Origin of the sequence: Sphingobacterium shayense, assembly GCF_013179575.1 — a bacterium.
GTDB classification, from domain to species: domain Bacteria; phylum Bacteroidota; class Bacteroidia; order Sphingobacteriales; family Sphingobacteriaceae; genus Sphingobacterium; species Sphingobacterium shayense.
This window is the reverse complement of record NZ_JABMCQ010000079.1, coordinates 1-18,094: the sequence shown is the minus strand read 5'-3', so window position 1 is coordinate 18,094 and position 18,094 is coordinate 1. Positions and strand designations below refer to the sequence as shown.

Sequence of the window (18,094 nt, the reverse complement as noted above, 5' to 3'; positions counted from 1 at the left end):
TGTTCAGCGTGTCCCCCATAATAATGATATTCAACTGGAATTATGGTATCTCCCGCCTCATTTCGAACACCCTGAAATCGATGGTCGTGTGTTACAATTAAAAACAAAGAATTTTGCTGGCCGGTACTCCGAAAAAAAAAAGATAAAGCAACAATAGATAGGAAAACGCGTATGCTCATAAAAAGAATTTTGACTCTTAATTACCTCCCGTGTTGTGATAATCGTATAAATGACTAATTTTAAACATAAACAAAAACTACGAATTATGAAAATTATCAGCGTAATTACAAGCTTGTGCTTATGCACTCTTCTCTCCTTCGGACAATCTACCATTCAAGGTGCATTCCTATTTCAAGAAGGCACGAACACAAAATTATGGCTTTTTATCGATGGATACTGTTCATTAACAAATTACCAAAAAGATAAATATATTTCCACGCAAGGCGGGCCATTCACCTATTCGGAGGGCAATCTAGAAGTTGATGTAGAATACAGCGATAAAAACAGCGATTTAGTCGGAACTTCAATATCTATGGACGTAAGCTTAGAAAAGGGAAACTTAATAGATGCGTCAGGCAACGTTTGGATCGCACAAGACGGTTCGGCACAAAAATTCGACGGCAATTGGCGTATTACGGGCAGACAACAAGATGGGAAGCATTCCACAATCCCCCGCGGTGACCGCAAGACAATTAAATTGTTAGTTGGGGAATATTTTCAGTGGATAGCAATTAATCCCGCCGAAAAAGGTTTTTACGGTACAGGAGGAGGCCAGTACTCTTTCAAAAATGGAAAATATACGGAACGAATACTATTCTTCTCACGTGACAATTCCCGAGTTGGCGCAGAACTGAGCTTTACCGGAGAAATCAAAGACGGACAGTGGCAACACAGTGGATTAAGTTCCAAAGGCGATCCGATATTTGAAATTTGGACCAGAGAAAATTAAACGAGCTCTAATAAAACGTCATCTTTTATACTTCAACTATTCAAAGAAACCATCTATCTGCCATTCTTAAAGGATAGTCAAATTTATCGTCGCCCGATGTTCCAAACAGCTACTTCATCATCATTCCTCACATATCCCTTTTCAAAATATATGAGGAATGATTTTTTTCTTTGAGCGTTACTAGCCGCTATAGGATTAACCGAACAGATCAGAACTTAAATACCGGTCGCCACGGTCACATACAATAAAGACAATCACTCCTTCATCGATCGTATTTGCAACTTCTAATGCAGCATGAAATGCCCCCCCTGAACTCATTCCTGCAAAAATACCTTCTTTACGCACTAATTCACGTGACCGCCTGACGGCATCCTCCTGAGCAATATCAATCACTCGGTCGACGCGTGATGCATCAAAAATCTTAGGAAGATATTCTTTAGGCCAGCGCCGTATACCGGGAATCGACGAGTCCTCGGTTGGTTGACATCCCACAATCTGAATGTTTGAATTTTGCTCTTTAAGAAACATTGAACAACCCATTATTGTGCCGGTAGTCCCCATAGCGCTTACAAAATGTGTTATTTTCCCCTCTGTATCATTCCAGATTTCAGGACCTGTAGCTTGTATATGCGCTTTGTAATTATCAGGATTAGAAAATTGATTCAAAATATAATATTCTCCACTCGCAGCTTTGTCTTCTGCATAATCCCGACAGATCTCCATGGTCTCTAAAAGAGTTACCTTCGCTCCGTAAGCCTGCATCGTTAACGTCCGTTCTCTTGTAGAAGTAGATGGCATAACGAGTTCCAGACTAATCCCATAGAGGCTCGCAATCATTGCTAATGCAATTCCGGTGTTACCCGAAGTTGCTTCAATAAGTTTCGTATCTTTATTAATATCACCACGCTCCAAAGCAGATCGTATCATACTCAATGCTGCTCTGTCTTTTACCGAACCAGCTGGGTTGTTTCCCTCTAATTTCGCGTATATTTTCACATTCGGATTATCGTGAAAACTTCGGATTTCTACAAGCGGGGTATTCCCAATGGTATTAATTAAATCGCTCATTATACAATAGGTTTAGTGTCGATAAATTTCGAATTCGGTTGATGATATACAGTGGTATATGGATCAATACTAGAAGTTAGCCAAACATTCCCCCCGACTATCGAGTGATGCCCCACAACGGTCTGCCCACCTAATATGGTTGCCCCCGCATAAATAATGACATGATCTTCAATAATTGGATGACGTTGCGTGTTCGCTAAATTCTTCTCTACACTCAATGCTCCTAAAGTGACTCCTTGATAAAGTTTCACGTGTTCACCAATAATGCAAGTCTCTCCGATGACAATGCCTGTGCCATGATCAATATGGAGATAATTTCCGATCTTAGCCCCAGGATGAATGTCAATCCCAGTCTTGGAATGAGCATGTTCGGTTAAAATGCGAGGAATCAATGGAACCCCTGATGTCCACAGCACATTTGCCACCCGATACACACAAATAGCCATAAAACCGGGATACGTGCGAATCACCTCGCGCATGCTCTGCGCTGCAGGATCCCCTTCCATAATAGCCTGTGCATCGGTTAACATCACTTCATATACCAAAGGTAGCGTGTCAAAAAAATGGGCTGCAATACGCTTATTATCGCAATGAGAACAAGCTTTTGTTTTTTGAAGAAGTTCAAAAAGTTCTTCCTCTGAATCTTCAAAAGCCTTTCGTACGTCTTCCACTCCCTGAAAACTAGCCGAAGCGCGCTCAGGGAAGAGCAAATGGAGTACATGTGTGGCCCACTCCGCTATTCTCGTATTGCTCGGCATATCTTGCACCTCTTGTTGTTGCTTAAATATATGCCTATAAAATTCTTCCATTATTCGTAATTGTCGTGTCTGTTCAAATTTAAGATTCCTTTGTTATAATCTATATTTTCTATAGAACTAATTTATCAAATAATTCGTTCAATGTTTCCTCAGCCGAAATACAAATACCAGGGTGTGTTACCGAACATTGAATCATAGTACTCCGCTTTGCAGTAAGCCAGCGAAACCGCTCAGCTTGCTCCAACTGCCCTAGTCTCCCGGCTTTCTGATCGCCCGCACATATAAGGGCAAATGAATGTAGATGATCGTGAATCAATTCTAAATCTATATTAGGGTCTAAGGCTCTACATTTATCTGCATTAACGAAAAATTTCACTGCAGCAAAACGTTGTCGTCGGCAATAGAGTGCTACCCCGACGTTTATAAATTCTTCACGCTCAACTCGCGGAACCACGCGAACTACTGCATATTCATATACTGTTCTTTCGCTCATTTAAAATTTGTTCTATAAATATTGTTGAATTCGCAACTCTCCCCTGAAGAAACGAAACATAAGTTTCCCTAGCTTTATCTGCTGATAATTCACGTCCCTCGTCGATCAACCATTCGTCAGGAACAATACCTAACACATTTTCCAAATTTTCTTGATTAAAAAATCCTCGGAACTCGGCGTCGACTTGTTCCACTAATGATGCATTTTTTAAAAGCACGTGATCTTTAATCTGTAGAAAAGGCTTAACCATTTGTTCTTGCCAATTATCCCAAGAATGATGAAAATAAAGTGACGCTCCGTGATCAATTAACCATAACTCTTTGTGCCACATCAGCATGTTGGTATTGCGTACTGTACGATCAACGTTCATCAATAGAGCGTCGAGCCAGACAATCTTTGAAGCTTCAAGTTCGCCAATAGTATCCACGTTTGCATCAAAGGTAATAGCACCGTTTAAAAAATGCACGCCCAAGTTCTTTCCTACGGAAAACCGTAGCAAATCTTGAATCTCCTCATCCGGTTCCATTCTAGCAAATGATTCATCAAGTTCTGCAAATACCATTTCTGGCATTCGCAAGCCTAAAAAGCGGGCTAGCTCTCCCCCTATAAGTTCCGCAACAAGTGCTTTTTTTCCTTGACCGGCACCGCGAAATTTAATAACGTAACTAAATCCATCGTCGGCGTCAACTAAAGCTGGTAAAGAGCCTCCTTCTCGAAAAGGCTGAACATAGCGAATAACGTTGACCTCCCGTATTTCTGGTTTTATAATTTCCATTTATTTTCTTAATAGTATATATAGTCAAAAAACAGCATTATAACTACTGAAATTTCTACTCTAAATTAGGCTTTTCACTAAACATCTAAATCTTCTAATTGTCAGAAAAACGGCGAACAAACATCCGAAAAAACAACATAATCATTCTCCATGTTAACCACCGAATGTTCTATCGACAAAAGCGAGTAGGTAAAAATAAGCATTAATTTTACCGAAGTTCCCCTTCCTGTAATATTGTTGCTTAACCAAGTAACATATTCTGTTTATATTTGTTGGAAACTAAACAAAGTACGATTCAAAATATGGATACAACAGCACAATACAATACCGTAATAAGTTACTGCAAAGATCTATTTTTAAAGAAGGCGAAAGATTACGGCACGGCTTGGCGAATAATGCGGGTATCCTCAATTACTGATCAACTGTATATTAAAGCTCAGCGTATTCGTACTTTGGAAGTTAAAAAAGTCTCTAGAGTAGGAGAAGGCATTCTAGAAGAATATATAGCTATCGTCAATTATAGCATCATGGCGATGATACAACTGGAGCTTCCCGTCGATAGTCCAGAAAATCTTCCCTACCCCACAGTCGAAAAACTATATGATCAAATGGTAAACGAAACACGAGATTTGATGTTCGCAAAAAACCACGATTATGGTGAGGCATGGCGCGAAATGCGTATATCATCTTTGACCGATATGATATTAATGAAATTACACCGTGTCAAACAAATTGAAGATAACAATGGACAGACATTGGTTTCTGAAGGTCTAAAAGCGAATTATCAAGACATGTTAAATTATGCAGTGTTCGCTCTTATAAAACTAGACGTTGCCGAAAAAAAATAAAACAATGGAAACAAATTTCAACCCAACACAAAAAAGAAAAACGAGCACAGTTGATTTCATTCTAGGATTTAGTCGACTGTTTGTGGGATTGCTGTTTATATTTTCAGGGTTCATAAAAGCAAATGATCCTACGGGATTTGGATACAAATTAGAAGAATACTTTTTGGTGTTCAAATTAGACAGCCTAAATGACTATAGTACTTGGATTGCCGTATTCATCTGTGGATTCGAAATCATACTAGGCGCATTTTTACTCCTTGGATTATATAGGCGTACAGTCGCGCGTGGTCTACTACTTTTAATATTATTCTTCACCTTTTTAACATTTTATTCTGCATTTTTTGAAGTGGTTACCTCATGTGGTTGTTTTGGCGATGCTATTCCTCTTACGCCTTGGCAATCATTCATAAAGGACATTATATTATTAATCTTTATAGTAGTAATTTTTAAATATAGAGATCGAATACAACCCCTAATCCCTGTTGGCGCGTCAAGAAAACTAGTTGTTTTTCTGCTCATTCTTATTTCGTTTGGAACGGGAATTTATACAAAATACTTTTTACCGTTCATTGATTTTCTACCCTACAAAGAAGGAAACAACATCCCTGAACAAATGGTCCTACCCGAAGGAAAGCAAGGTGACGTTTATGAATATATTTACGAACTAAAAAACAAAACTACCGGGGAAACTAATAAGGTAACTGACAAGGAGTATATGAATGGCCTTTGGGAAGATAAAAATCTAGAAGTCGTTGGTGAGCCCGAATCTAGACTTGTAAAAAAAGGTTATCAAATACCGATCACCGATTTATATATTTCAGATGCAGACGGAAATGAGGTGACGGATGAAATCATTAGCAATCCGTATTACAATTTTATCGTGGTTAGCACATATATAGACAAGCTAGCGCTTGCCGATATAATTGCGTTAGATCGGATTAATACGACCATCCGTGACCTTTCAACGGACAATAACTTAAGAGCAGTACTTTTAACAGCGAGCTCAGCACAAGTTGCAAACGGCTTAAACGAAGAAATGGACTTAGTACTTGAAACTTTCTATGCGGATGCGATTCCTTTAAAAAGCATGGTACGATCCAACCCAGGCGTTCTTTTACTCCAGAATGGAGTAGTGATAAAAAAATGGTCTAAAATCAGCTTTCCATCGAAAGCCGAAATTGAAAAATACTTAGTTAAATAATGGACAAACCGATATTTCTAATTGGATTCATGGGCAGTGGTAAAACCACATTAGGTAAAAAGCTTGCGAAACAACTAAACAAACAATTTATCGATTTAGATGAAAAAATAGTCCAATATATTGGTATGTCTATTCCTGAATATTTCAACCAACATGGCGAGAGTGAATTTCGGAAATTGGAAAGTAAACTGCTAAAAGAGCAAACAGACAAAAACACGGTCATCTCAACCGGAGGCGGAAGTCCTTGTTATTTTGACAATATGGAATGGATACGTAACAACGGTATCTCCCTGTATTTGCAACTGACGCCGAAGGCATTATATTCCAGACTTCAGCAATCGAACATCGGTAGTCGCCCTGCGTTAGGGGGACTACAAGGGGACGCTCTTTTAGAGTTTATTGAAAGTAAACTTCAAGAACGAGCCCCTTATTACCTCCAAGCACACATCCATATTGACCAAATCAGTACACCGCTCGAAATCATTTGTCAATCAATCGAAAGCTATGAGCAGAACGTTTAACCTTATTATAGTTTTTTCGGCAATTCTCGCGGTAACAACAAGTTGCTTTAGAAGTACACCAATTGCCGAGCAATCTAGGTATAATACATCGGGAGAAAATCGTTTCAAGCTTCAGAGCACAGATGATCTGTATAAATTTTTAACCTACACAGAACAACGTGTTCCTCTAATTAGTGCCCATCGTGGCGGACCCACTGAAAATTTTCCTGAAAATGCCATTGAAACGTTTCAACACATCGCATCAAAAATGCCTGTGATTATCGAATGTGATATTGCGTTGACTAAAGATTCAGCGTTGGTGTTGATGCACGATCAGACTCTCGAAAGAACAACTACAGGGAAAGGAAGGGTCAATCGTCATACTTTGGCAGAAATTAAAGCGCTACGGCTTGAAGACAACCAAGGCAACCTGACAAAATACCGTGTTCCGACACTACAAGAAGCTCTCGAGTGGGGTGCAGGCAAAGTGATCTACACGCTTGATGTGAAGAAAAATGTCCCTTATAAATTAGTGATTGACGCAATAAGAAACGCAAAAGCAGAAGCATACTCAATAATCATCACATGCAGTGCGAACCAAGCTGCGGTCGTATATAATTTAGCCCCTGATCTAATGATCTCGGCATCAATAAAAAACATCGAAGATTTGATACGCTTGAATGATAACGATGTTCCCGACACACGGATTATCGCTTTTATAGGCACACGCCAACCAGACAGTAAATTAACGGATTTTCTCCATGAACACGGCATTCTATGCATATTAGGAACAATCGGAAACTTAGACCGTCAAGCCGAACAGCGAGGAGATCAAATCTATGCAGATTATTTAGAAAACGGTGCTGATATCCTCAGCACAGACCGCCCATTTCAGGCAGCGAAAGTACTAGATTATTATATTAAGAAAAGAAACCTAGCCTCTCCGTATATTAATTAGCGTTTCCTCGGAAGCATATAATTCAGATCTCTTAAATTCTGCTATCAGCTTGAACCCGACAAAGGACAAAAATACAGCGCGTTCTTTAATCGGGAGGGAATAATCTTAGTTGATAGAAAAATTCAACAATTCTCCATCCAAACAACCGATACGTAACAATAGTTCAACACATCAGGTAGCGAAAATTCTACAAAAGCACCAAGATATATCAAACTTTTTTCAAACGTTGTTGTTCTTTAGGTAATCAATAAAAAGAGACATGAAGAAATTTACAATTTTATTTGCACTGCTTTTAGGCTACACCGTAAGTAGTCAAGCACAGAATATCGAGACTACTCCTCAAACTTCTGCCAATGTAGGACTAGATCCTATTAAAAGGGGAAATTGGATGGTCGGTGGATCATTAGGCAACATCGGTTACAGCTTTGAAGGAAAGGCTTTTAATATTCAAGTACAACCGCGAGCTGGTTATTTCATCAGTGATGGATTAGCAATTGGTGCTCAAGCCAACTTGGGTTTTACCGCAGTTAAAGATCTCGATAATGAATGGGGCTACGGAATCGCGCCGTTTGTGCGTTATTACTTTCCTGGAGGAGCTACCCAATCAAGTAGATTCTTTACCCAAGGAGATATTGGTATTGCAGGAAGTTCCGCTGGAAATGATGTTTCTTTAGCGCTAGGCGCAAATGTAGGATACGCTCATTTTATAACTCAATCGGTAGCGTTAGAGGCGACCCTCGGATATAACTATACGAAGGCAAACGTGAACCTTGGTGACAAGGCAACAGGACTAGGTGTCGGACTTGGGTTCCAAATCTACCTACCTGGAAAAAGATAGAAAACGCTTAATTACAATATGTTTCAAACAGAGTGACATCCGCGAGGGATGCCACTCTGTTTCTTTCCAGCCCAAAAAGAACATCTTAGTAACATGTCGCACTATTCAGTACATATTGCCTGATTTGCCGGCGTGATAACAGATTTTCTATTTTCTCATTGAACCAGTTTCCGATAACCGCAGATGCCAGCTGAATGCCTCTTCCAACAAATGCGGCGTATGTCCCCCTCGTTGACATGCACGATCGAAATAGGATTGTAATTCTTCTTTGTAATCCGGATGCACGCAATTATCAATAATCTTTTGAGCACGCTCTCTTGGCGCAAGTCCGCGCAAGTCAGCTAAGCCGATATCTGTTACTAAAATATCAACATCATGTTCCGTATGATCTACATGAGAAACCATTGGTAAAACATGTGAAATTTTATTTTCCTTGGAGGCAGCTTGTGTTACAAAAACACTTAGATACGCGTTACGAGCAAAGTCTCCCGATCCTCCTATGCCATTCATAATTTTTGAACCAGAAATGTGTGTTGAATTGACATTACCATAAATATCAAATTCAATTGCCGTATTGATCGCTATAACACCGAGTCTACGTATCAGTCCCGGTGTGTTTGATATATTTTGAGGCCTTAGTACCATCTTGTCGCGATATTTTTGGAGATTACCGACGACGCGTTTATAGCATTCTTCAGAAACTGTAATCGATGATGCCGAAGCAAAGGAAAGCTTACCTGAATCAATTAAATCAAATGTGCTATCCTGTAGCACCTCTGAAAACATCGTTAAATCGTAAAAATTACTATTTTTAAAACCGGTTAGCACCGCATTTGCAACCTTACCGATTCCAGCTTGTATTGGCAACAACCGGTCTGTAAGATGTCCTAAGCGTACCTCATTTTCAAAAAATTCTAATATATATTTAGCAATTGACACTGTCTTGTCATCGGGACTTGCGATATCGGCAGGACTATCAACCTTATCTGTAAATACTATACCCACAATTTTATCTGGATCTATTGGAATCGTTTTACGTCCAATTTTGTTCCAGGGTGCTACAATAGGAATTACATTTCTATGTGGATAGTCCTCTGCTTTATAAATATCATGAATCCCATAAATATCCATTGGGACAGCGGTGTTGATTTCAATTATTACCTTTTTCGCTAATTCAGCAAAAGTAGACGAATTCCCAACCGAGGTGGTAGGAACTAGACTGCCGTCCCTATCGATAAAAGCGACCTCGATCACAGCGATATCAACAGGAGGTAGATTCTTGTTATGCAGTAACTCTGCGGCCTCACTAAGGTGTTGATCAATAAACAACACATCTCCTTTATTGATCTTATCACGCAAAATGCGATCAACTTGAAAAGGCATCCTCTTTTTCAGAGCGCCTGCTTCTGCGAGTTTACCGTCAGTCCCATGACCTAAAGAAGCACCTGTCATCAAAGTTATTTGGATATCTTCGTTCTTGGCGCGCTCGGCCAATGCAGGCAAAACAACTTTACTGTCGCCTGCTTTTGTAAACCCACTCGAACCAACCACCATATTCGTTTCGAAAAATTGGACGGCCTGCTGAGCAGTCATGACACGATCTTTTAGTTTTTCAAATTTTATTCTTTCTTCAGTCATAGTAACTTAAGTTAACATCTTTTTGCGTTTCCAAGGATAACAAAAGCAATATTAAGCATATTTTATATGTGTATTTTATTAAAATTTGCCATATTATTATCATACTATAAAAAAAACAACAAACACCTAATAAACAAATAGTTGCACATAAACAACCTAGCATACCAAAAAAAATAAATCACTGAACAGCAATTAGTTAAACAAAAAACTAGAAAGTCAGCACTTACTTAGAAAGCACATAATCACTACCTGCGTCGTAAGTAGATACTCACTTTTTTGCTTATTTCATTAAAAAACAGGAAATTTATACGGCGAATTAGGATAAAACTATGGACAACAAGATGTATATAGACAAATATTACATGACGGAAGTCGACTCCTTCGACGACAGCATTTATTGCCACCACGCAATGATGGGAGAAAAAGTAATTGCTGACCACGAACACCAAAAGGGCCAATTTTTATATACAGAGGGAGGTATTGTTTTCCTTAAAACAAACGAAAAATCATATTTCTTGCCAGCGCGACATTACATATGGATTCCGGCAGGTACTCTCCATAGCATCCATCCCAGTAGTCCCCAGGTAATTATGAGAAACCTATATTTCCCGAAGTTTGAAACAGATACCTCTTTCTTTGATAAGGTTCATATATATCCTGTGAGTGATTTCCTTATAGAGTTTATTATGTTCACTAACCGATGGACAGGGAACATATTTCCAACTGAGGAACCTAAATTTTCGATCGCAAAAGCATTTAAATTAATTCTCCCTGAAGTATCAAAAGCGGAACTTCCGCTAGCACTACCCTACCCCAAACATGAAAAATTAAAAGAGATAGTGTCATACTTAGAGCAAAGAATCGATGATAACGTAGGTTTTAAAAACTTAGCTAATGAATTTGACTTGAGTGAACGTACCTTGGCCAGACTATTTCAACGTGAACTTAACATGTCATTTATACAATACTACACTATATTGAGAATGCTTACCGCACTTAAACTACTTTTGGATGACAAGCTAAGTGTTAACGAGGTCGCTACACGGGTAGGTTACAGTAGCTTGCCAACATTTAGTAACACGTTTAATAAAATTATTGGGGTAAGACCCAGTGAATATATAAAAAACAAAAATTTATTATTTTAAACTTAACCCTATCACATGAAACTAACGTTTTTATCGTTACTCGCAGCCACAACATTGTTTTCTGCTTGTGCGTCGCACAAGGACACTTCTACCATGAATAGCAGTCCGAAACCATTGCAACTTTTTAATGGCAAGGACATCAAAAATTGGACTCCTAAAATTCGCTTACATGAACCTGGCGAGAACTATGCAAACACTTTCCGTGTCGAAGATGGGCTGTTAAAAATACGATACGACGGTTATGACGATTTTAATCAGCAATACGGTCACTTAGCGTTTAACACTCCATACAGTTACTATGTGCTTCGTATTGAATACCGTTTTGTTAACGAGCAAACCAAGGGAGGTGAAGGTTGGGCGTGGCGTAACAGTGGTGCCATGCTACATGGACAAGATCCGAACACAATGTTAAAAGATCAAGACTTTCCAATATCTATAGAAGGACAAATGTTGGGAGGAAACGGATCTGATGAACGCACGACTTCAAATCTATGCACTCCTGGAACCAATGTAGTAATTGCGGACAAATTATTCACGCCCCACTGTACTAGTTCAATCTCAAAAACTTATCATGGCGATCAATGGGTGACTGCCGAATTTGTAGTATTGGGCGACTCTGTAATCAAACATGTATTAGATGACCAAGTTGTATTAGAATATTATAAACCTCAAGTCGGCGGAGGGAGCGTCAATAATTTTGATCCGAAACAGAAGCAGGATGGAAAATTACTGGAGAGTGGATTTATTTATCTACAAAGCGAAAGTCATCCAATAGATTTTCGGAAAGTGGAACTGTATGACTTAGCACCGTACAAAGAAGACACACAAAAGCTTGACGAAATTATCAATCAAATTCTGTAACGAACTATAAAGCCGAATGTTAATAACATTCGGCTTTATTATATACGAGAAAAGGGATGTAAATGAATACACCCCTAATATATCGTTGGTTAACAAAAAGCTTACGCTAATTTGCTAACGAATTTCGTCAACTTAGATTTGTTGTTAGACGCTTTCTTTTTATGAATTACATTCTTTTTAGCTAAACGATCAAGCATAGATATTACTCTTGGTAATAAAGCTTTAGCTTCATCAACATTCGTAGTTGTACGTAATTTCTTAATTGCGTTACGCGTAGTTTTTGCTTGGTAACGATTTCTTAAACGTTTCGCTGCGTTCGTTCTAATTCTTTTAATCGCTGATTTATGATTTGCCATTTCTTAGCTAATTTTATTTTCTTATATCAATTTCGGAATGCAAAAATAACATGTTATTTCCATTAATCAAAATCTATTTTGAATTTAGTTTGTAAGTTTACTTTACACTTAATAAAAAAGGACGGAAAATACACTTAATAAACCAAATAAATAAAACCCTAATTATATTCCAGAGAACAAACATACCATATTTTTCTACGTGAAACAACTATAAAGCATCTTTAAATTTGATGTTATTACTGCAGATTGAGGTATAAGACTCCTTGTGAAACAAACACCTCGGCGGCATATCCAAATAATTATAATTATTTTTGCACTTTAACTATAAAATAAATGCAGAAGTTGTCAATGGAACAATTAAATCGACCCGATATTGATTCCTTTAAAATTCAAGATAAAACACCTATTGTAATTCTATTAGATAATGTACGAAGCATGCATAATGTTGGTTCTGCATTTCGAACTGCAGACGGATTTGCCATCAAAAAAATCATTTTATGTGGCATTACAGGTACTCCCCCTCATAGGGAAATAGAAAAGACTGCTTTAGGAGCGACCAATTCTGTCGATTGGGAACATCAGAAAAGCACCGTCGATGCTGTAGCTCAATTAAAACGTGAAGGGTATAAAATAATAGCGATAGAACAAGCTACCGATAGTGTTTCTCTCCAAGACGCCTACCCAAATAAAGACGAAAAATATGCATTCATTTTCGGAAATGAAGTGCACGGAGTATCTGATGAAATTATGTCCAACGTAGATGCTTGCATCGAAATCCCGCAGTTCGGCACAAAACATTCTTTGAATGTCTCAGTCACAATAGGCATAGTATTGTGGCATTTCGTGCAAAAGTTAAACCTTTTCTAAAAAAATGGCTTAATAGCGTCAGCTTAATTTTTAGAAGTCATTGCAAAATAGTAGATTTGCTTTGCAAAAAAACAGAAAAAATGAGTGTATTAGTAAATAAAGATTCTAAGGTAATCGTACAAGGTTTTACCGGAAATGAAGGTACTTATCACGCGTCTCAGATGATTGAGTATGGCACAAATCTAGTTGGTGGTGTTACACCAGGTAAGGGAGGTCAATCTCATCTGGATCGTCCAGTGTTTAATACTGTACAAGACGCTGTAGAAGCAACAGGTGCAAATGTTTCCATTATTTTCGTTCCACCTGCATTTGCCGCTGATGCGATCATGGAAGCTGCTCAGGCAGGAATTGAAGTTATTGTGTGTATAACAGAGGGTATCCCTACTAAAGATATGATTCAGGTAAAATCATACTTGAGCGATAAAAATTCTCGTTTAATTGGACCAAATTGTCCTGGTATTATTACAGCTGAAGAAGCCAAGATTGGCATTATGCCAGGATTTATCTTCAAGAAAGGTAAAGTAGGGATCGTTTCAAAATCAGGAACTTTAACTTACGAGGCTGTCGATCAAACTGTTAAAGCTGGTCTAGGTATCACTACCGCGATCGGTATTGGTGGTGATCCAATCATTGGTACAACCACAAAAGAAGCGGTTGAATTGTTAATGAACGATCCGGAAACTGAAGGTATCATCATGATAGGCGAAATCGGTGGTGGAATGGAAGCTGAAGCGGCTAACTGGATTAAAGAATTCGGAACAAAACCCGTAGTTGGATTCATAGCAGGACAAACAGCGCCTCCAGGACGTCGTATGGGACACGCTGGAGCAATCGTTGGTGGAGCAGACGATACGGCTGCTGCTAAGATGAAAATCATGCGTGAATGCGGTATTCGCGTTGTAGAGTCTCCTGCAGAGATCGGAGTTGCTATCGCTGAAGAATTAGCAAAGTAATTCCATAAACATATTTTTGATTAAGGCTACCCATTATGGAGTAGCCTTTTTTTATACCAATTGGGAATTAAATACCCTTTAACAGCGAACAATAATGGAATTTTCATTAAATTCAAAAAAAATCAAATCATATTACCAATGAAAAAGTCTCTTATATTAACCTGTTGGCTCTTCCTTAGCCTATCAGTTTTGGCACAGACGATCAATGAGGAATACATAAAACAAAATTTCACTAAGATTGAACGTTATATACCAATGCGTGATGGTACAAGATTGTTTACAAGTATTTATATTCCTAAAGACCAAACAAAAAACTACCCTATACTCCTAAATCGCACTCCTTATACGGTCGCACCTTATGGCGAGGACAAAGTCAAATCATTTCTAGGAAACTTTCCTGATATGACAAAAGCCGGTTACATATTCGTTTACCAGGATGTGCGTGGCAAATGGATGAGTGAAGGGGTGTTCGAAAATATCCGTCCAACAAAAACGAAAGAAAACAAACTCCAAATTGATGAAAGTACCGACACCTACGACACTATTGATTGGTTGGTAAAAAACGTTAAAAACAATAATGGAAATGTTGGAATGTATGGAATATCATACCCTGGGTTTTATTCGACCGCAAGCCTAATAGACTCACACCCTGCATTAAAAGCCGTTTCCCCACAAGCTCCCGTGACAGATTGGTTTATCGGGGATGACTTTCGACATGGTGGAGCCTTATTTCTAATGGACGCATTCCGTTTTATGTATACATTTGATGCACCTCGAGAAAAGCCAATCACTAATATTGACCCCGCGGCTCCAAAAGGGTTCTCTTTACCGTCAGGCGACTTCTATAAATTCTTCTTAGACAACCAAAATATCCCCCTATTAAAAGAAAAATATCTCGGACATACTGTAAAATTTTGGGATGATCTTGCTAAACACAATACTAGAGATAGTTTTTGGATTAATAGAACCATCACTGAACACCTCGGAAAAGTAAAGCCGGCGGTTATGGTTGTCGGAGGTTCTTTTGACGCAGAAGATGTATATGGGACATTTGAAACCTACCAGCAAATCGAGAAAACTACATCAGGAACAAACAACATCCTAGTAATAGGACCTTGGTTCCACGGTGGATGGGTAAGGTCCGATGGAGACTCGTTCGGCGACATTAACTTCGGGCAGAAGACTAGCCTTTACTATCAACGCGAAATCGAGCTGCCTTTTTTCGATTATTATTTAAAAGGAAAGGGGAAATTTTCACCAGCCGAAGCTACGGTTTTTTTTACGGGAGAAAATAATTGGAAAAAACTAGATCAATGGCCGCCACGTGAAACACGAGAGCAACACTTATACCTAACTCCAGAACTGGCATTAGTTGATTCAAACACGATACAACAAGACAAATTTATCGAATACATAAGCGACCCAAAGAAACCAGTTCCATTCCAAGAAGGCGTTATAACTGAGAGAACACGTGAATATATGATTGATGATCAACGTTTCGTAGCGAATCGACCAGATGTACTTGTGTTCCAAACTGACGAATTAACACAAGATCTAACCCTAGCTGGTCCAGTCGTCGCAGACTTACTAGTCTCTATAAGTGGTACCGATGCAGATTTTATTGTTAAAATCATCGATGTCTATCCCGACACTAGTACGGCTAAATCACCTAGGGACGATAATACAATAATGTCTGGCTATCAAATGCTTGTCCGTGGAGAAATACTTCGTGGTAAATTCAGGAATAGCTTTAGCAAGCCCGAGCCCTTCAATAGCGAGGAGAAAACATCTGTAAAAGTAAAGCTTCCGGATGTCGCGCACACATTCAAGAAAGGCCACAAACTTATGGTTCAAATTCAACATTCGTGGTTTCCGTTAGTAGGACAGAATCCCAATCAATTTATGAATGAATTCGAGGCGACAGAAGAAGACTATATTAAAAACACTCACCGTATATATTTTGATCCAAAACAACCGAATAAAATAACTTTGAACGTTTTAGATTAACGGTTCAGTATTAAAAACATTACGGCAGCTTAATCGCACAAAGGCTGCCGTAATGTTTTAATAGTTATTACTCTAAGGGATCTTTTCTAATATTTTGAACCCTCTTAAACTCATCATTAATTTCCTTCGATACCGGCTTGGATAAAAGAGATACAGTAACAATCGTTAAAAAACTTAGAATAAAGCCCGGTATAATTTCGTAAACTGCTTTATAGCCGTGAGGAATATAAACCCAACCTAGCACAGTCGAGCCTCCTATAATTATACCGAATAGGCCAGCAATTCCAGTAGTGCGGTTCCACATGAGAGACAGCAGAATAAGAGGCCCAAAAGCAGCTCCAAAGCCCGCCCATGCGTTTCCGACCAAATTAAGTACACTCTCTCTCGGCGTCAAAGAAATTAAAAGTGCAATTAGCGCTACAACCAATACAGCCATCCTACTAAATAGGAGAAGGTGTTTTGGACCTGCTGTCTTGTTGAAAAACGCGTGATAAATATCTTCGGTTAACGAGCTTGAAGTGACTAGCAATTGAGAAGATATCGTACTCATTACTGCTGCCAAAATAGCTGACAGTAAAAACCCTCCAATAAATGGATGAAAAAGCGTTCTTGACATGTAGATAAATATCGTTTCGGAAAGTTGCTTTGAGGAATCAAATGCGTTCATAGTATCCTGGTCATACAAATGCAAGTAGGCGATTCCCAAAAAGCCGACTAACATGGCTCCTACTACCGTAAAAATCATCCATGTCATTCCGATTCGCCTTGCTTTAATAACATCACTTACACGTTCAATAGCCATAAAACGAACTAGTATATGAGGTTGACCAAAATATCCTAGTCCCCAAGCAAGCAAAGAAATTATTGACACCGTAGTGGCTCCACGAAAGATATTCATATTTAAAGGATCTTTAGTTGCAATTACCCGTAGAGAATCCGATATCCCTCCTGTATAAGTTAAAATCACAACCGGGACGATTACCAACGCCAGTACCATGATCGTACCTTGCACAAAATCCGTCAAACTTACAGCGAGAAATCCACCCAAAAAAGTATATAACACGACAACAAAACTTGTCAAATATAAGCCCGTCTGATAATCCATTTCAAAAGCTGATTCGAAAAGACGTCCACCAGCTACCATTCCTGCCGACGTATATAGCGTAAAAAAGACAAGAATAAAAACGGAAGACACGAATTTCAACAGTTGACTCTTGTCACGAAACCTATTTTCAAAGAAAACCGGGAGGGTAATCGAGTTATTAGCAACTTCAGTATATACCCGCAAGCGAGGAGCGACAAGAACATAGTTGAAAAATGCACCTATCGTGAGCCCTATCGCTATCCAAACGCTTGAAATCCCAGAATAATACATAGCGCCCGGAACTCCCATTAGAAGCCAACCACTCATATCAGCGGCACCCGCAGAAAGAGCAGTAACAGCTGCACTCATCTCCCGGCCGCCTATTAAAAAATCTTCGGAACTTCTTGACGATTTCTTATAGGAATAAAAACCAATAGCTATCATCAATAACATGTACAGCCCTATTGATATTTGTTCGTATACATTCATAATAGTGATTTAATTTTACCAGACAGGCTGCTAAGTGTTCAACGTAAGAGTTGAAGTTACCACGTTTATAGGCAGATTATGTCTTAAAATGTTAGTTACATTAATAGACAGCAAATATTCAAAGAATAAAGCATACTGCAAAGGAAAAACAGCAGGACCAATCGGTCAAAAAAAGGCACAAAAAAACCCCTCCAATTACTTGAAGGGGTTTTGTATAAAATTAGGCACCGACCTACTCTCCCACCTGTTACGGCAATACCATCGGCTCTGGCGGGCTTGACTGCTCTGTTCGGAATGGGAAGAGGT

At 38.9% G+C, this 18,094-nt stretch carries 18 protein-coding genes and 1 rRNA gene; 11 read left to right on the top strand and 8 right to left on the bottom strand.

What is annotated here, in order from left to right; all coding sequences use genetic code 11:
* Positions 1–265: 265 nt before the first annotated feature.
* Positions 266–949: a hypothetical protein gene (locus HP439_RS10830; RefSeq protein WP_246229334.1), complete on the top strand. Its 684-nt coding sequence runs from the start codon at positions 266–268 to the stop codon at positions 947–949.
* Between the two features lie 195 nt (positions 950–1,144).
* On the opposite strand, the gene cysM is transcribed toward HP439_RS10830, so the two are convergent.
* The 4 genes from cysM to HP439_RS10810 are packed head-to-tail and all read right to left on the bottom strand — an operon-like array spanning position 1,145 to position 4,043.
* Entirely contained in the window at positions 1,145–2,017 is an 873-nt protein-coding gene (gene cysM / locus HP439_RS10825) for a cysteine synthase CysM (protein ID WP_172390356.1), read from the bottom strand.
* Positions 2,017–2,826, bottom strand: coding sequence for a serine O-acetyltransferase (locus HP439_RS10820; RefSeq protein ID WP_172390355.1), 810 nt, complete (start codon positions 2,824–2,826; stop codon positions 2,017–2,019). The genes cysM and HP439_RS10820 overlap by 1 nt, the downstream gene beginning before the upstream one ends.
* Before the next feature lie 58 nt (positions 2,827–2,884).
* Complete coding sequence (locus HP439_RS10815) at positions 2,885–3,268, bottom strand: DUF3037 domain-containing protein (RefSeq protein WP_172390354.1); 384 nt, start codon at positions 3,266–3,268, stop codon at positions 2,885–2,887.
* Positions 3,246–4,043 (bottom strand): HipA family kinase, encoded by a 798-nt coding sequence (locus HP439_RS10810; protein WP_172390353.1) that lies wholly within the window; start codon positions 4,041–4,043, stop codon positions 3,246–3,248. The genes HP439_RS10815 and HP439_RS10810 overlap by 23 nt, the downstream gene beginning before the upstream one ends.
* A gap of 302 nt (positions 4,044–4,345) precedes the next feature.
* Between HP439_RS10810 and HP439_RS10805 the strand changes: the two genes are divergently transcribed.
* The 5 genes from HP439_RS10805 to HP439_RS10785 all read left to right on the top strand — a co-directional run bounded on the left by HP439_RS10805 (position 4,346) and on the right by HP439_RS10785 (position 8,388).
* On the top strand, positions 4,346–4,891 hold the full coding sequence (locus tag HP439_RS10805) for a DUF1599 domain-containing protein (protein ID WP_172390352.1): 546 nt from the start codon (positions 4,346–4,348) through the stop codon (positions 4,889–4,891).
* A gap of 4 nt (positions 4,892–4,895) precedes the next feature.
* Complete coding sequence (locus HP439_RS10800; RefSeq protein ID WP_172390351.1) at positions 4,896–6,092, top strand: BT_3928 family protein; 1,197 nt, start codon at positions 4,896–4,898, stop codon at positions 6,090–6,092.
* Positions 6,092–6,613, top strand: coding sequence for a shikimate kinase (locus tag HP439_RS10795; RefSeq protein ID WP_172390350.1), 522 nt, complete (start codon positions 6,092–6,094; stop codon positions 6,611–6,613). The genes HP439_RS10800 and HP439_RS10795 overlap by 1 nt, the downstream gene beginning before the upstream one ends.
* Positions 6,597–7,550, top strand: a complete 954-nt coding sequence (locus HP439_RS10790) for a glycerophosphodiester phosphodiesterase family protein (RefSeq protein ID WP_172390349.1) — start codon at positions 6,597–6,599, stop codon at positions 7,548–7,550. The genes HP439_RS10795 and HP439_RS10790 overlap by 17 nt, the downstream gene beginning before the upstream one ends.
* Positions 7,551–7,809: 259 nt before the next feature.
* Complete coding sequence (locus HP439_RS10785; RefSeq protein ID WP_172390348.1) at positions 7,810–8,388, top strand: hypothetical protein; 579 nt, start codon at positions 7,810–7,812, stop codon at positions 8,386–8,388.
* A gap of 147 nt (positions 8,389–8,535) precedes the next feature.
* Here the strand turns inward: HP439_RS10785 and scpC are convergent, their stop codons facing one another.
* Entirely contained in the window at positions 8,536–10,026 is a 1,491-nt protein-coding gene (gene scpC, locus HP439_RS10780) for a succinyl-CoA:acetate CoA-transferase ScpC (protein ID WP_172390347.1), read from the bottom strand.
* 329 nt (positions 10,027–10,355) lie between these two features.
* On the opposite strand from scpC, the gene HP439_RS10775 reads away from it, so the two are divergent.
* Both HP439_RS10775 and HP439_RS10770 read left to right on the top strand, forming a co-directional pair.
* Positions 10,356–11,171 (top strand): AraC family transcriptional regulator, encoded by an 816-nt coding sequence (locus tag HP439_RS10775; protein ID WP_172390346.1) that lies wholly within the window; start codon positions 10,356–10,358, stop codon positions 11,169–11,171.
* Between the two features lie 15 nt (positions 11,172–11,186).
* Positions 11,187–12,032, top strand: a complete 846-nt coding sequence (locus HP439_RS10770) for a 3-keto-disaccharide hydrolase (protein ID WP_172390345.1) — start codon at positions 11,187–11,189, stop codon at positions 12,030–12,032.
* Between the two features lie 101 nt (positions 12,033–12,133).
* Here HP439_RS10770 and rpsT read toward each other — a convergent pair whose 3' ends face one another.
* Positions 12,134–12,388 carry a 30S ribosomal protein S20 gene (rpsT, locus tag HP439_RS10765; RefSeq protein ID WP_172390344.1) on the bottom strand — a complete coding sequence of 85 codons (255 nt, stop codon included), beginning with the start codon at positions 12,386–12,388 and terminating at the stop codon, positions 12,134–12,136.
* 333 nt (positions 12,389–12,721) lie between these two features.
* Here rpsT and HP439_RS10760 point away from each other — a divergent pair, with 333 nt between their 5' ends.
* The 3 genes from HP439_RS10760 to HP439_RS10750 all read left to right on the top strand — a co-directional run bounded on the left by HP439_RS10760 (position 12,722) and on the right by HP439_RS10750 (position 16,215).
* Positions 12,722–13,255 (top strand): RNA methyltransferase, encoded by a 534-nt coding sequence (locus HP439_RS10760; protein ID WP_172390343.1) that lies wholly within the window; start codon positions 12,722–12,724, stop codon positions 13,253–13,255.
* An 80-nt stretch (positions 13,256–13,335) separates the two neighbouring features.
* On the top strand, positions 13,336–14,208 hold the full coding sequence (gene sucD / locus HP439_RS10755; protein WP_172390342.1) for a succinate--CoA ligase subunit alpha: 873 nt from the start codon (positions 13,336–13,338) through the stop codon (positions 14,206–14,208).
* Between the two features lie 138 nt (positions 14,209–14,346).
* Positions 14,347–16,215, top strand: coding sequence for a CocE/NonD family hydrolase (locus HP439_RS10750; protein ID WP_172390341.1), 1,869 nt, complete (start codon positions 14,347–14,349; stop codon positions 16,213–16,215).
* Between the two features lie 67 nt (positions 16,216–16,282).
* On the opposite strand, the gene putP is transcribed toward HP439_RS10750, so the two are convergent.
* Positions 16,283–17,788: a sodium/proline symporter PutP gene (putP, locus tag HP439_RS10745; RefSeq protein WP_172390340.1), complete on the bottom strand. Its 1,506-nt coding sequence runs from the start codon at positions 17,786–17,788 to the stop codon at positions 16,283–16,285.
* Positions 17,789–18,007: 219 nt separating this feature from the next.
* Positions 18,008–18,094 (bottom strand): 5S ribosomal RNA (rrf, locus tag HP439_RS10740); the annotation flags it as partial.